This window comes from Paenibacillus sp. V4I9, from assembly GCF_030817295.1.
GTDB lineage: Bacteria > Bacillota > Bacilli > Paenibacillales > NBRC-103111 > Paenibacillus_E.
Window position 1 is genome coordinate 1287468 of sequence record NZ_JAUSZE010000001.1, and the last position, 13809, is coordinate 1301276.

General features: G+C 43.5%; 12 protein-coding genes. 11 read left to right on the top strand and 1 reads right to left on the bottom strand.

The window, feature by feature from the left end; translation table 11 throughout:
- The first annotated feature begins 50 nt into the window (after nt 1-50).
- The 5 genes from tig (at nt 51) to QFZ81_RS06285 (ending at nt 5728) form a co-directional block, all read left to right on the top strand.
- On the top strand, nt 51-1352 hold the full coding sequence (gene tig, locus QFZ81_RS06265) for a trigger factor (RefSeq protein WP_307446745.1): 1302 nt from the start codon (nt 51-53) through the stop codon (nt 1350-1352).
- 199 nt (nt 1353-1551) lie between these two features.
- Nucleotides 1552-2142 carry an ATP-dependent Clp endopeptidase proteolytic subunit ClpP gene (clpP, locus tag QFZ81_RS06270; protein WP_307446742.1) on the top strand — a complete coding sequence of 197 codons (591 nt, stop codon included), beginning with the start codon at nt 1552-1554 and terminating at the stop codon, nt 2140-2142.
- A gap of 12 nt (nt 2143-2154) precedes the next feature.
- Entirely contained in the window at nt 2155-3423 is a 1269-nt protein-coding gene (gene clpX, locus QFZ81_RS06275) for an ATP-dependent protease ATP-binding subunit ClpX (protein WP_057306183.1), read from the top strand.
- 97 nt (nt 3424-3520) lie between these two features.
- Entirely contained in the window at nt 3521-4618 is a 1098-nt protein-coding gene (gene ispG, locus QFZ81_RS06280) for a flavodoxin-dependent (E)-4-hydroxy-3-methylbut-2-enyl-diphosphate synthase (RefSeq protein WP_307446734.1), read from the top strand.
- 291 nt (nt 4619-4909) lie between these two features.
- Nucleotides 4910-5728: a divergent polysaccharide deacetylase family protein gene (locus QFZ81_RS06285; protein ID WP_373462697.1), complete on the top strand. Its 819-nt coding sequence runs from the start codon at nt 4910-4912 to the stop codon at nt 5726-5728.
- On the opposite strand, the gene QFZ81_RS06290 is transcribed toward QFZ81_RS06285, so the two are convergent.
- Nucleotides 5721-6416 carry an N-acetylmuramoyl-L-alanine amidase family protein gene (locus QFZ81_RS06290; protein WP_307601955.1) on the bottom strand — a complete coding sequence of 232 codons (696 nt, stop codon included), beginning with the start codon at nt 6414-6416 and terminating at the stop codon, nt 5721-5723. The two genes, QFZ81_RS06285 and QFZ81_RS06290, sit on opposite strands and share 8 nt — an antisense overlap.
- A 201-nt stretch (nt 6417-6617) precedes the next feature.
- On the opposite strand from QFZ81_RS06290, the gene lonB reads away from it, so the two are divergent.
- The 6 genes from lonB to QFZ81_RS06320 all read left to right on the top strand — a co-directional run bounded on the left by lonB (nt 6618) and on the right by QFZ81_RS06320 (nt 13780).
- The gene (gene lonB, locus QFZ81_RS06295) at nt 6618-8336 is read left to right on the top strand and encodes an ATP-dependent protease LonB (RefSeq protein ID WP_307446729.1); all 1719 of its coding nucleotides are present in this window, start codon (nt 6618-6620) and stop codon (nt 8334-8336) included.
- Between the two features lie 257 nt (nt 8337-8593).
- On the top strand, nt 8594-10939 hold the full coding sequence (lon, locus tag QFZ81_RS06300) for an endopeptidase La (RefSeq protein WP_307446726.1): 2346 nt from the start codon (nt 8594-8596) through the stop codon (nt 10937-10939).
- A 23-nt stretch (nt 10940-10962) separates the two neighbouring features.
- Nucleotides 10963-11622: a ribosome biogenesis GTP-binding protein YihA/YsxC gene (gene yihA, locus QFZ81_RS06305; RefSeq protein ID WP_307446722.1), complete on the top strand. Its 660-nt coding sequence runs from the start codon at nt 10963-10965 to the stop codon at nt 11620-11622.
- A gap of 244 nt (nt 11623-11866) precedes the next feature.
- Nucleotides 11867-12454, top strand: a complete 588-nt coding sequence (locus tag QFZ81_RS06310; RefSeq protein WP_307446720.1) for a non-ribosomal peptide synthetase module — start codon at nt 11867-11869, stop codon at nt 12452-12454.
- A gap of 255 nt (nt 12455-12709) precedes the next feature.
- Complete coding sequence (gene speD / locus QFZ81_RS06315; protein WP_056836369.1) at nt 12710-13117, top strand: adenosylmethionine decarboxylase; 408 nt, start codon at nt 12710-12712, stop codon at nt 13115-13117.
- 126 nt (nt 13118-13243) lie between these two features.
- Nucleotides 13244-13780 carry an S-adenosylmethionine decarboxylase gene (locus tag QFZ81_RS06320; RefSeq protein WP_307601957.1) on the top strand — a complete coding sequence of 179 codons (537 nt, stop codon included), beginning with the start codon at nt 13244-13246 and terminating at the stop codon, nt 13778-13780.
- Nucleotides 13781-13809 lie beyond the last annotated feature (29 nt).

The following is a 13809-nucleotide window of genomic DNA, read 5'->3' on the forward strand; positions in this document are numbered from 1 at the left end:
GCGTAACGTGAAAATATGTCATCGTACATTTTTGGAGGGGAAAGCATAAAATGAAAGCAAGTTGGGAAAAAATAGAGAAGAACGTAGGCGTTCTTGAAGTGGAAGTTGGCGCAGAGCGCGTCGCAGATGCTTTGGATAAAGCATTTAAAAAGGTATCCGCGAAAGTAAATGTTCCAGGTTTCCGTAAAGGGAAAGTACCTCGTTCTATCTTTGAAGCTAAATTTGGTGTAGAAAGCTTGTATCAAGATGCTTTAGATATCATTTTGCCAGAAGTTTATGTGGAAGCAATTGAAGAGGTTAAAATCGAGCCTGTCGATCGTCCTGAAGTAGACGTTGAGCAATTCGGCAAAGGACAAGTACTGAAGTTCAAAGCTAAAGTAACTGTTAAGCCTGAAGTAACACTTGGCGAGTACAAAGGTATCGAAGTTGAAGCGGTAAGCGCAGATGTTACGGATGAAGAATTGAATGAAGAGCTTACACGTTTGCAACAGCGTCATGCTGAATTGGTTGTCCTTGAAGAAGGACAAGCAGCAAATGGTGACGTCGTTGTCCTTGATTTCGAAGGATTCGTTGATGGAGAAGCGTTCGAAGGCGGTAAAGCGGAGAAGTATTCCCTTGAGCTTGGTTCCAACTCCTTCATTCCAGGTTTCGAAGAGCAGCTCGTAGGTCTTGGTAAAGGCGAAGAGAAAGAAGTTAGCGTTAGCTTCCCTGAAAACTACCACTCCGAAGATCTGAAAGGCAAAGCAGCTGTGTTTAAAGTGCTGATTCACGACATTAAACGCAAAAATTTGCCAGAGCTTGATGATGAATTTGCAAAAGATGTGAGTGAGTACGATACACTTGTAGAGTACAAAGAAGAACTAAAAAAACGTCTTCAAGAGCGCAAAGAAAAAGATTCAGAGGCTGCTCTGGAAACAGCTGTTGTTGAAAAAGCTGCAGCTAACGCTGAAGTTGAAATTCCAGCTTCCATGGTAGAAGCAGAGCTAGATGTTATGGTGAAGGAATTCGAAAGACGTCTTCGCTCCCAAGGCATGACACTTGAGATCTACTTCCAGTTCTCCGGTCAAAACGAGAGCGTGCTGAAAGAACAAATGAGAGAAGATGCTGATAAGCGTGTTCGTAACAACCTTGTTCTTGAAGCCATCGCAGCTGCAGAAAAAATCACAGTTTCCGATGAGGAAGTTGACACGGAGCTTGAGAAATATGCACAATCCTACCAAAAAACAACGGCAGAACTTCGTGAACTGTTTGCTTCTAACGGCAGCCTAGAAGGTCTGAGCAACGATCTTGTGATTAGAAAAACGGTTGATTTCTTGCTTGAAAATAGCAAGCATGTTTCCGCAGCAGTATAAATAAGGTAAGTAAAGGCACGTACGTAAGCAACGTGCCTTTCTTTTACCCTATTTTAGCCCCCAAACTGCCCAAGACCATAAGAAATACCCTCATACATAGCAGTTCTCTGAAAAAATGACTTTGCTGTTCAAACGTGTTAAACTGTATCTGAATCTCAATTGAGAGAACTTGGCTATTGCCGCAAAAGGAGTTGGTACAATGAGTCTTATTCCTATGGTTGTTGAACAAGAGGCTCGTGGGGAACGTTCTTACGATATCTACTCGCGTTTATTAAAGGACCGCATTATCTTCATTGGGAGCGCTATTGATGACGATGTGGCTAATTTGGTCATTGCCCAGCTGCTCTTTTTATCAGCTCAGGATCCCGATAAGGATATCCACTTATATATCAATTCACCAGGTGGATCTGTAACAGCTGGAATGGGTATCTTCGATACCATGCAGTTTATTAAACCAGATGTATCTACGATTTGTGTGGGTATGGCTGCAAGTATGGGCTCTCTGCTATTAACCGCAGGTGCCAAAGGTAAGCGATACGCGCTGCCGAATGCAGAAGTCATGATTCACCAACCGCTCGGCGGTGTAAGAGGTCAAGCAACCGATATCAAAATCCACGCGGATTGGATTATCAAAACGAAACAAAAACTCAACCAGATCTATGTGGACCGTACGGGACAGCCGCTTGAAAAGATCGAAAGAGACACCGACCGGGATAACTTTATGAGCGCTTATGAAGCGAAGACATACGGGTTAATCGACGAGGTTATCACTCGAAACGACTTGAAATAAAGGAGTGATCCCATGTTTAAATTTAACGATGAAAAAGGCCAACTCAAATGTTCCTTTTGTGGAAAATCCCAAGACCAAGTTCGCAAACTTGTTGCAGGTCCGGGAGTTTACATTTGTGATGAATGTATAGAGCTTTGCACGGAGATTGTGGAAGAAGAATTAGGGCATGAAGAAGAGCTAGATCTGAAAGATGTTCCGAAACCAAAGGAAATTCGCAATATTTTGGATCAGTACGTGATCGGGCAGGATCAAGCGAAAAAATCGCTGGCTGTAGCGGTTTATAACCACTATAAGCGTATTAATTCGCAAAACAAATTGGAAGATGTTGAGCTTCAAAAAAGTAACATCGTGCTACTAGGACCTACAGGAAGCGGTAAAACGTTGCTAGCGCAAACGCTTGCCAAAATTCTGAATGTTCCTTTTGCAATCGCGGATGCCACTTCATTAACAGAAGCTGGTTATGTGGGCGAAGACGTCGAGAATATTTTGCTCAAGCTGATTCAAGCTGCAGATTATGATGTAGAAAAAGCCGAACGCGGCATTATCTATATTGACGAGATCGATAAAGTGGCACGTAAATCCGAGAACCCGTCTATTACTAGAGACGTTTCCGGCGAAGGTGTTCAACAAGCTTTACTCAAAATTCTTGAAGGTACAGTTGCCTCTGTTCCTCCTCAAGGTGGACGTAAGCATCCGCATCAAGAATTCATTCAAATTGATACAACCAACATTCTGTTTATTTGCGGCGGGGCTTTTGATGGCCTTGAGCAAATTATCAAACGCAGAATCGGTAAAAAAGTGATTGGCTTTAGCACGGATGGTGCAAAAGTTGATTTGAAACCAGGCGAGTACTTATCCATGGTGCTTCCGGAAGATCTCTTACGATTCGGTTTAATCCCGGAATTCGTTGGTCGTTTACCGGTCATCTCTACACTAGAGCCGCTGGATGAACCAGCCCTTGTGCGTATTCTTTCGGAGCCTAAAAATGCGCTCGTGAAGCAATACCAGAAGATGCTTGAGATGGATAATGTCTCACTCGAATTTGACGCAGAGGCGCTTGATGCCATTGCCAAAGAAGCAATCAAACGTAATACTGGCGCGCGCGGCCTGAGAGCTATTATTGAAAGCATTATGCTTGATGTGATGTTCGAGGTCCCTTCGAGAACAGACGTCACGACATGTGTGGTATCTAAGGAGACGGTTCAAAACAAGATCACTCCTGTTTTAACGACCAAAGATGGCGCGCAGGCGACTGGTAAGAAAAAAGAAGAAAGCGCGTAACCCATAATTTCACAAATTACACACAGCCTCCAATCCGATACCCTGCTAAAGGGCATTGGAGCGGAGGATGTTTGGTGTCATGGGGAGAGAAACCATAATGTTCCATAGAAAAGATACGCGGGCCGTTCGTGTAGGCGATTTGACGATCGGTGGCAGTAATGAAGTCATCATGCAAAGTATGTGCACAACCAAGACAGCGGATGTGAAGGCGACAGTAGCAGAAATCCTTCGTTTGGAAGAAGCAGGCTGCCAAATCGTTCGTGTTACGGTTAATAACAAAGAAGCCGCTGAGGCAATCAAAGAAATCAAAAAACAAATTCATATTCCACTTGTTGCGGATATTCATTTTGACCATCGCTTAGCGCTTGCTGCTATTGAGAATGGCATCGATAAAGTGCGTATTAATCCAGGTAATATCGGCCGCCGCGAGAAGGTAGAAGCGGTCGTTAAAGCTTGTAAAGAACGTGGTATTCCAATTCGTATTGGGGTCAATGCTGGCTCACTAGAGAATCATCTTCTTGAAAAGTATGGATACCCAACGCCTGAGGCTATGGTAGAAAGTGCCTTGTTCCACATTAACGTTCTGGAAGAGCTTGATTTCCACGATATTATCGTTTCACTCAAAGCTTCCGATGTTCCTATGGCGATTGCAGCTTATTCCCAGGCAGCTAAAGCATTCAACTACCCACTTCACCTCGGGATTACAGAGGCTGGAACGCTCTTTACAGGGGCCGTAAAGAGTGCGGCAGGTATCGGAACTCTGCTCAATATGGGACTCGGTAACACCCTGCGTATTTCGCTTAGCGCGGACCCAGTAGAAGAGATTAAAGTAGCTCGCGAATTGCTCAAAACATTTGGCTTGATTACCAATGCTGCAACTCTCGTTTCCTGCCCTACCTGTGGGCGGTTAGATATTGATTTGTTCTCGATAGCCAACGAAGTCGAGGATTATATTGCAAAGATCAAAGTGCCGATTAAGGTATCTGTACTTGGCTGTGCAGTAAATGGTCCAGGGGAAGCGCGTGAAGCTGATATTGGGATTGCAGGAGCTCGTGGTGAAGGCATGCTTTTCCGTTATGGAGAAATGATCCGTAAGGTTCCTGAAGCAGAACTGCTCAATGAGTTGAAGAAAGAAATTGATATCATCGTAGATTCTTATGAAAAAACGGGTGTTATTCCAGGACGTAAGCACTAATAGCATATATGTTAAAAAAGAAAGCCGTTAAATGTGCCTCGAGTGAGGTGCTTTTAACGGCTTTTTTGTGTTGTCTGTTGGAATTCAGAGCCTATGACTGTACGGAATTGGTAACTACAGGGCTCTATTTTTGAAATATGCGGTAAAAATTTGAATTAGAGCAACGTATGTGCGCCATTTAATTCCTTTCACGCATATTTGTAGCACAAGAGAAGCATAATGAGTAAAACTGGAAAGCTTGTTCATTTGAAGTAAGTTTTTCTAACGCTTACATGCAAACAAGGAGATGCTATGAATTTGCTAAGCAAGTATAGGACTGCTCGTCACATTACCCTTTCGGTAATCGCAGGGATTTTTTTGCTTCTTTTACCCATGCATACCGGTGCCACAAATGTGGCAATGCCTTCACAGCTTGCAGCTGAGATCAAGACGAAGAAGGTGGCCATTGTCATTGATGACTTTGGCAACAATATGGACGGCACCAAAGAGATGATGGATCTCCCCATCCCTTTAACTGTCGCTGTCATGCCATTCCTGCCCTCTTCCAAACAAGATGCTCAATTAGCACACGATAAGGGACATGAAGTCATTCTACACCTGCCGATGGAGCCTGTGAGGGGTAAGAAGAGCTGGTTAGGCCCAGGGGCCATTACTACGGACTTATCGAATGATGAGATTCACAAAAGGATCGTAGCGGCAATCGAAGATATTCCCTATGTAATAGGAATTAATAATCATATGGGATCCAAGGCTACCGCAGATGAGAGAGTGATGAAAATTCTCGTTGAAATCTGCAAAGAGAAAAATCTCATTTTATTAGATAGCCGTACGACTTCAAAAAGCCTAATCGGCAAGCTAGCGGGGCAAAATGGAGTTCCTTATTCCGAGAATCAACTTTTCTTCGATGATCTTTATACGTACAGTCACATCAGCAAGCAAATGGTAAAGTTTAAAAAATTAATCCATCAACGAGACATGGTCATCGCGATCGGACATGTGGGTCCACCAGGGAAAAAGACAGCTCAAGTTATCAAAGAGGCTATTCCGATCATTCAAAAGGAAGCTACTTTTGTTCCGATTTCACAAACAATGAAGCTAAATACTAATTAGGATGAATCATGGCAAAGTATTGATCTACCGCTTGAGTAATGGCTTTTGCTAGCTTGGCCTGATGATGAGAATCATTCAGCAGCTTGCGGTCTGATTTATTTGAAATAAATCCAAGTTCAACAATGACAGCTGGGCATTTTGTGTGCCTAAGCACATAATACTTTTTACCGAGAACAGGCTTTTCTTCCGTACCATAGATACGATTTAGGGATTCCTGCAAAAGTTGAGCAAGCAAAATGCTATCCGATTGATTTTGATAAATGACAAGTGGGCCTCTTCGATCGGATTTGCCGGACCAATTAATATGCATGCTTAGCATCATTTTGGGCTTAATGGTGTTGGCGAGTCCGGAACGCTGGGCTAAATCCTTGCGGTGTCTTCCACCGAACGACCACTTATTGTCTTCACTTAATGCGTAGTCTTCCGTTCGGTTGATAATGACGCGATAACCCTTTTTCTTAAGGAGCTTGTACGTTTTTTTGGATATGGCTAGGTTCATATCTTTTTCTTGATATTTACCATGTAAAGCACCGCTATCTATGCCTCCATGTCCTACGTCGATAATGATATCAGCATTAGGCAGTAAGGGATCATCAGCTAAAGCGGATGCATCAGAGGTCTTACAAAGACAGAGGAAAACAAGTAAAATCATCAAGCTTTGCTTCAAACGAATCACGTCCTTTTGCATGAATATCTACTCTTATCCTTCTTCTGTAAGAGGGCTATCATACGTCACGCAAAAGTTTGCATGTATTGGATTAACCTTCTTTTTCACGGGAATAATGGAAGCTATGACAAAAGTTTGAGCGAAATTAGTTTTATTTCGAAACCGAAGCTTATGATTACGACGACAGTTTTGCCAAAGCAAAGCTCCTAGGAGGTATGACAAATGAGTTTAAGTATTATTCTTATGGTAATTCAAGTTTTCTTTGCTGTTGTGATTGGGTTGTATTTCTGGAATTTGCTGCGTAATCAACAGACGAATCGGTCTGCTGTCGATAGAGAGTCCAGGAAAGAATTGGAGAAATTAAGAAAGCTGAGATCCATTTCGCTAACAAAACCGCTCTCAGAGAAAACAAGACCGTCCTCCATGCAGGATATCGTTGGCCAAGTTGAAGGATTGAAAGCCCTAAAAGCAGCGCTATGCGGTCCCAATCCGCAGCATGTCATTATTTATGGTCCGCCTGGGGTTGGTAAAACGGCTGCTGCTCGTGTTGTTTTAGAAGAAGCTAAGAAAAATCAGGATTCACCCTTCCGGCCGGATTCCAAATTTACAGAGATCGATGCCACGACTGCACGCTTTGACGAAAGAGGAATTGCCGATCCGTTGATAGGTTCGGTTCATGATCCTATTTATCAAGGTGCAGGTGCAATGGGGGTTGCGGGGATTCCACAGCCTAAACCAGGTGCCGTAACGAAGGCGCATGGCGGTATTTTATTTATCGATGAAATCGGTGAATTACACCCCACACAAATGAACAAATTATTAAAGGTGCTGGAAGATCGCAAAGTATTTCTAGAGAGCGCATATTATAGCTCCGAGGATACGAATATTCCAGGCTATATTCATGATATATTTCAAAATGGTCTCCCTGCTGATTTCCGTTTAGTAGGGGCTACAACACGTACACCTAGCGAGATTCCTCCAGCTATCCGTTCGCGCTGCTTGGAAATTTATTTCCGTCCTCTTTTACCGAGTGAGGTAGGAGAAATTGCTCGGAAAGCTCTGGATAAGATTGGCTTCAAGAAATGTGAAGCAGCGGTTCAAGTGGTAACGAAATATGCAACCAATGGCAGAGAGGCTGTGAATGTGATTCAGCTTGCCGCGGGTATTGCCTTAACGGATAAACGAGATGAGATTACCGCAGCCGACATTGAGTGGGTTGTCAATTCATCGCAGATCCCACCTAGACCAGAACGAAAAATACCTGCACAACCGCAAATTGGATTCGTCAATGGATTAGCTGTTTATGGACCTAATTTGGGTACACTACTTGAGATCGAAGTGACCGCAATACCAATTGCAACTGCGGGTACTGGGAAATTTAATATTACGGGTGTTGTAGATGAAGAGGAAATGGGAGGAGGCTCTCGAACCATTCGCAGAAAGAGTATGGCGCGTGGCTCAGTGGAAAATGTGCTGACAGTCCTTCGCAAACTTGGATTTAATACGTCAGATTATGATCTACACATTAATTTCCCTGGCGGAGTGCCTATCGATGGACCTTCTGCAGGCATTTCCATGGCGACAGCTATTGCATCTGCGATACATAAAATACCTGTGGATAATAAATTGGCAATGACGGGGGAAATGAGTATCCATGGTAAAGTTAAACCCGTTGGCGGCGTTGTAGCGAAGGTCGAAGCTGCATTCCAAGCGGGAGCTACCAAAGTTATTATCCCTAAAGAAAACTGGCAAGAAATGTTTGCTAATTTGCCGGGAGTAGAGGTGCTTGCTGCTGACTCAATCGAAGAAGTGCTGGAAGTTGCATTAGGCTTAGAACTCCATGATAATGTGATTCACTTGCCTTTTGCCACGGAAAGGACGATTCCAGCTTCGTCTTTACCCATTTTACATGCAAATTCACAACATACAATTGACTCCTAAATCAGAGTAAAGAAGACCTCACATGACGCGTCAGAGTGCCAGTTGGTGTTTTGTTTGCAGTTTTGATAAAATGTAAAGGGCAACGAGGGTACAGAAATAAATGACATTGAATATCGTACAGAGATCCGAGACGGTGTGATTTCGAACTCCGTTCAAAGATCCATGAAGCGGAGAGACTTTGAACTCCGTTCAAAGATCCATGAAGCGGAGAGACTTTGAACTCCGTTCAAAGATCCATATATTAGGAGGTGCAGAGGATGGGACCCGGAAAAATCAAGGTGCGCAGATTGCCGCTATTGCCTCTAAGGGGACTGCTGGTTTATCCGAGCATGGTTCTACATCTGGATGTAGGGCGAGAAAAGTCGGTTAAAGCACTCGAGCGGGCAATGGTGGATGACAGCATGATTCTCCTCTGCTCTCAATCAGAGATCAACATAGAAGAACCTGCCAAAGAGGATATTTATCGCATCGGGACAATTGCTAAGGTACGGCAAATGCTGAAACTACCGAATGGAACCATTCGTGTATTGGTAGAAGGCGTTTTGCGTGCTGAGATTGTTGAATACCTTATGAATGATGAATATTATGAAGTCACGGCTAAGGAATTACCGGAGCAAGAAATCACCGATCCTGAGATCGATGCACTCATGCGAAGTGTACTAAGCCAATTCGAGCATTACATTAATTTGTCGAAAAAAGTTACACCAGAAACGCTTGCTGCGGTATCGGACATTGATGAACCAGGCCGTTTAGCAGATGTCATATGCAGCCATTTATCGCTCAAAATTAAGGATAAACAAGAGATTCTGGAGACCGTAGATGTGCGTGAGCGTCTCGAGAAAATGCTCAATATCTTGAACAATGAGCGAGAAGTGCTTGAACTTGAACGTAAAATTAGTCAACGTGTTAAGAAACAAATGGAGAAAACGCAGAAGGAGTACTACCTTCGCGAACAAATGAAAGCAATCCAGAAGGAACTCGGCGATAAGGAAGGCCGCGCTGGCGAAGTGGATGATCTACGCAGCCAGTTGACGGAAGCCGAATTGCCAGATAAAGTCCGCGAGAAGGTTGAGAAGGAAATCGACCGACTAGAGAAGATGCCAGCGACTTCTGCCGAGGGAGGCGTCATCCGTAACTATATTGATTGGCTGCTTGGATTGCCTTGGTCCAAAAATACGGATGATGACTTGGATTTGGATAAAGCCGAGGAAATCTTGAATGAGGATCACTTCGGTCTCGATAAGCCAAAAGAACGCGTACTCGAGTACCTAGCGGTACAGAAGCTTGTTAAGAAGCTGAAAGGACCTATCCTTTGTTTAGTTGGTCCTCCGGGCGTTGGTAAAACCTCCATTGCTCGTTCGATTGCTAGATCCATGGGAAGACAGTTCATTCGTATCTCGCTTGGCGGGGTTAGGGATGAAGCTGAGATTCGCGGTCATCGTCGTACGTATGTTGGGGCTATGCCGGGACGGATTATCCAGGGGATGAAGAATGCTGGAACGAATAATCCTGTTTTCTTACTAGACGAAATTGATAAAATGGCAATGGATTTCCGCGGCGATCCGGCTTCGGCATTGCTTGAAGTTCTTGATCCCGAGCAGAATAGCACTTTTAGTGATCATTTCATTGAAGTTCCCTTTGACTTGTCCAATGTCATGTTCGTGACAACGGCGAATGCTGTTCACAATATTCCTCGCCCTCTGCTAGATCGGATGGAGGTTCTCTACATTCCTGGCTACACAGAGATTGAGAAGCTTCAAATTGCGAAAAAGTATTTGCTGCCTAAGCAGAAGCGTGACCATGGTCTAGAAGAAGACCAACTTGTTGTGGATGAAGATGCCTTAATGAAAATCGTTCGTGAATATACACGTGAAGCGGGCGTTCGTAATTTAGAGCAGCAGGTCGCAGGTATGAATCGAAAAGCGGCTAAAAAGATCGTATCTGACCCAACTACACCGGTACATGTTACGGAAGAAAACTTGAAGGACTATCTAGGACCGAGCAAGTTCCGCTATAATGTAGCTGAAGAGAAAGATCAAATAGGTGCAGTGACAGGCCTTGCTTGGACAGAAGTTGGCGGGGATACCTTAGTCATTGAGGTCACCGTAATGCCTGGAACAGGCAAATTGACTTTGACGGGTAAACTCGGTGATGTGATGAAGGAGTCCGCTCAAGCTGCTTTCAGTTATACACGCTCACGGGCTGACGTGCTCGGCATTGCACCTGACTTTCATGAGAAGAACGATATCCATATTCATATCCCTGAAGGCGCCATTCCAAAAGATGGTCCATCCGCAGGAATTACGATGGCAACGGCATTGATTTCAGCTTTGACGAATATTCCTGTTTCTCGTGTGGTTGCTATGACAGGTGAAATTACATTGCGCGGCCGGGTACTTCCAATCGGAGGACTCAAAGAAAAGGCGCTCGCTGCACATCGAGCTGGTATCCGTACCATCCTGCTGCCTCAGGATAATGAGAAAGACATCATCGAAATTCCAGAAAGTGTCCGCGCCGAGATGACCTTCATTCCAGTTAGCCATATGGATCAAGTGCTTGAACATGCACTTGTCAAAAATAAGCCTCCCGTGCAAGTCGGATAACGATAGAAAGTAGTTGAACATCCATGAAAGTCAATCAAGCTGAGTTTATTATCAGTGCGGTTGGACCTAGCCAATATCCAGAGGATGCCTTGCCAGAGATTGCTCTGGCAGGGCGTTCTAATGTCGGGAAATCATCACTCATTAACTGTTTGATCTCCCGCAAAAATTTGGCCAGAACCAGCTCACAGCCCGGCAAAACCCAAACGCTTAATTATTATAAGATCAATCAGGACTTATATTTCGTAGATCTTCCAGGTTATGGCTACGCCAAAGTTTCCAAAACGAAACGGGAGCAGTGGGGGAAATTCATTGAGAGCTACTTAATGAATCGAGAAACACTGCGCCTTGTTATGCAATTAGTTGATTTGCGGCATCCTCCTTCCAAAGATGATCAAGCTATGTACGAGTGGCTAAGACATAATGATGTCCCAGTCATCGTCGTTGCAACCAAGGCCGATAAGATCCCGAAAAGCAGATGGCCGAAGCATATCAAGATTGTTCGAGAAACACTGGGTATGGATAAGGGTGTCCAACCGTTGATGTTTTCCTCGGAGCTTGGGCTCGGCAAGGACGAGCTGTGGGGGATTCTAGAGCAAGCCATCGCTTATGGAGAACCAGAGCCTGAAGAAGCAAATGAACTCGTGACCCAGCAAGAACAAGATAAAGAACAAGAACCGTCCTGATTCATAGGGCGGTTTTTTGTGTAAGGATAAGAAGGACGTCAAAAGACAGAGAAAATCAAGAAGAAGCACACGGGAAAGCGAGGTTTACTGGGGAAAATTTGCTGGCATTCCGTAATTCCTTGGTTTTTTCAGAATATTTGGCTGATTATAATGAAATGCACGCAGGAATATTAGAGACGCATGTAGTATAATAATAAACAAGGTAATAGTTAATGGCTTGAAAACAAAGAATCGAGGGATTTTTATGGCACAAAGGTTAGCGACTGAATATGTCAAAACCTGCCTCCAGTTAACAGAAGCCGAGATGTTCAAGTTTTTTCAAATGTTTGTGGATCATCAAGTGACATTGCAAGTGAAAGTCTTAGAAAATGGCAACCAAGAGGTTGTTTTTCAAGATGGAGCAGGTCAGGAAATCGTCCTTTCATTTGAGAAGAAATCGGGCCTATATGAATGCACAGGATCCTGCAGATTAAGTAACACCTTACTTGCTAATTTGATGCGTAAAGCAGTGTCAGAGTTTAAAGGAAGCGCAACAGTAAACCGAATTTACCCTAGTTATACAATGGTTTACTACTATGAACGTGGAACCGTCGTTAAAATCGAGGAAGTCAAAGGGCAATTGTTGACCGTTATCTATGAGTACAAAGACACCATTGGTCTCATGCAGCAAATGTTCCAAAAGAGAGAAGTCGAGCAAGAGATTGAAATGATCTACGATCAAATTAACCATCTTCTAGATTTGCGTAATATGCTGCAGCAACAGGAAGAACATCAACAGATCGACACTCGCCTCAATGAGCTAACGCATCGTTTGTTTATATTGGAGGCTTAACTACACATATACCTACAATTATAATAGACCCTTTTTAGGGTCTTTTTTGTTTTAAGGCATTTAGCAAAAAAAAACTATTGCATTTCTCGTCGATAGATGTTATTTTTATTCTCGTTGAAAACAATATAGGAACCAGGATTCACTCAGGACATTGAATGTTGCGAGAGATAATACCCTCGGGAAGTGAATGACGTAGGTCCTAGCGGATGAAATTTTTTTTCAGACATTTTATTCCTAGGAAGGGGGAACCGAAAGATGGAAACAGAATACTCAACTTTCGGAAGACACGTTGCTGTAGATACTTGGGGGGTAGATTTCGAACTTCTGAACAATGCAGATTGGCTGCAAGCTCAGATGGTAGAAGCTGCCGAGGTATGCGGAGCAACCGTACTATCTGTACAATCCAAGCAATTTGAACCACAAGGAGCAACTGTACTTGTTATGTTGTCCGAGAGTCATCTCTCCATTCATACTTATCCTGAGAGAGGTTTTGCCGCGCTTGACTGTTATACATGCGGTGAGACAGTGGACCCTCAATTAGCGATCGACTTTATGGTATCCGTATTGAAACCAGAAACATTCTATGCGAAGAAATTAGTTCGCGGAATGGGTGAACTACAAGTAGAAACTCCTGAAATAAAGCATGCAGAGCTTGTTAAATAAGAATCTGCGCATAACAATAACGATAACCACGGAGAAATCCGTGGTTATTTGTTTGTCCAGATACCCATACAATGTTATTGCGACACATGTCCAAACATGAAGCAAACATGAAATGGGGGAACAGATTTGAAACAGAAAATAGTTAGAAAAGCAGTGATTTATAGTATTGTTCTCTTTCTCATCATCTGGCCTATTTATCAACTCATTCAAATATTAGGTCCTCATAAAGAAGAGCATGATGCTACCCATCTACTGTATCAAGTTTCTCTGTTTCAGATGGAACTTCTGAAGAGCTATCTGGAAGAAGCTGCTCAAAGCAAAGATACCGAACGATTGAATGCTGTCCAACAAGCCCTTTACTCGGCAAGTTATACGCATGAACGCCTGGTGCTTGCTGCGGGAGGAAGCGAATATCTGACTTCACTGGACAGTATGACCCAGCTAACGCAGTACTTGAAGCGTCTGCAGGTGGGGGGAGAGCGAACATTAAAGCCTGATGAGATCCAGGTTTTGAAGGAAGTTTGGCTTCAGTACAAGAGTCTGTACGATCTGTATGAGAAAATCATGGCTTCGAATGGCGATATTGTTTCGTCCCAAAATACGAAGCTGGCGGAACTAGATCGAAATTTAACCTCTTTTATACGAAAAAAAGCACTTCAATAAAATGGTCAATATAGGGATCTTTTCTTGAG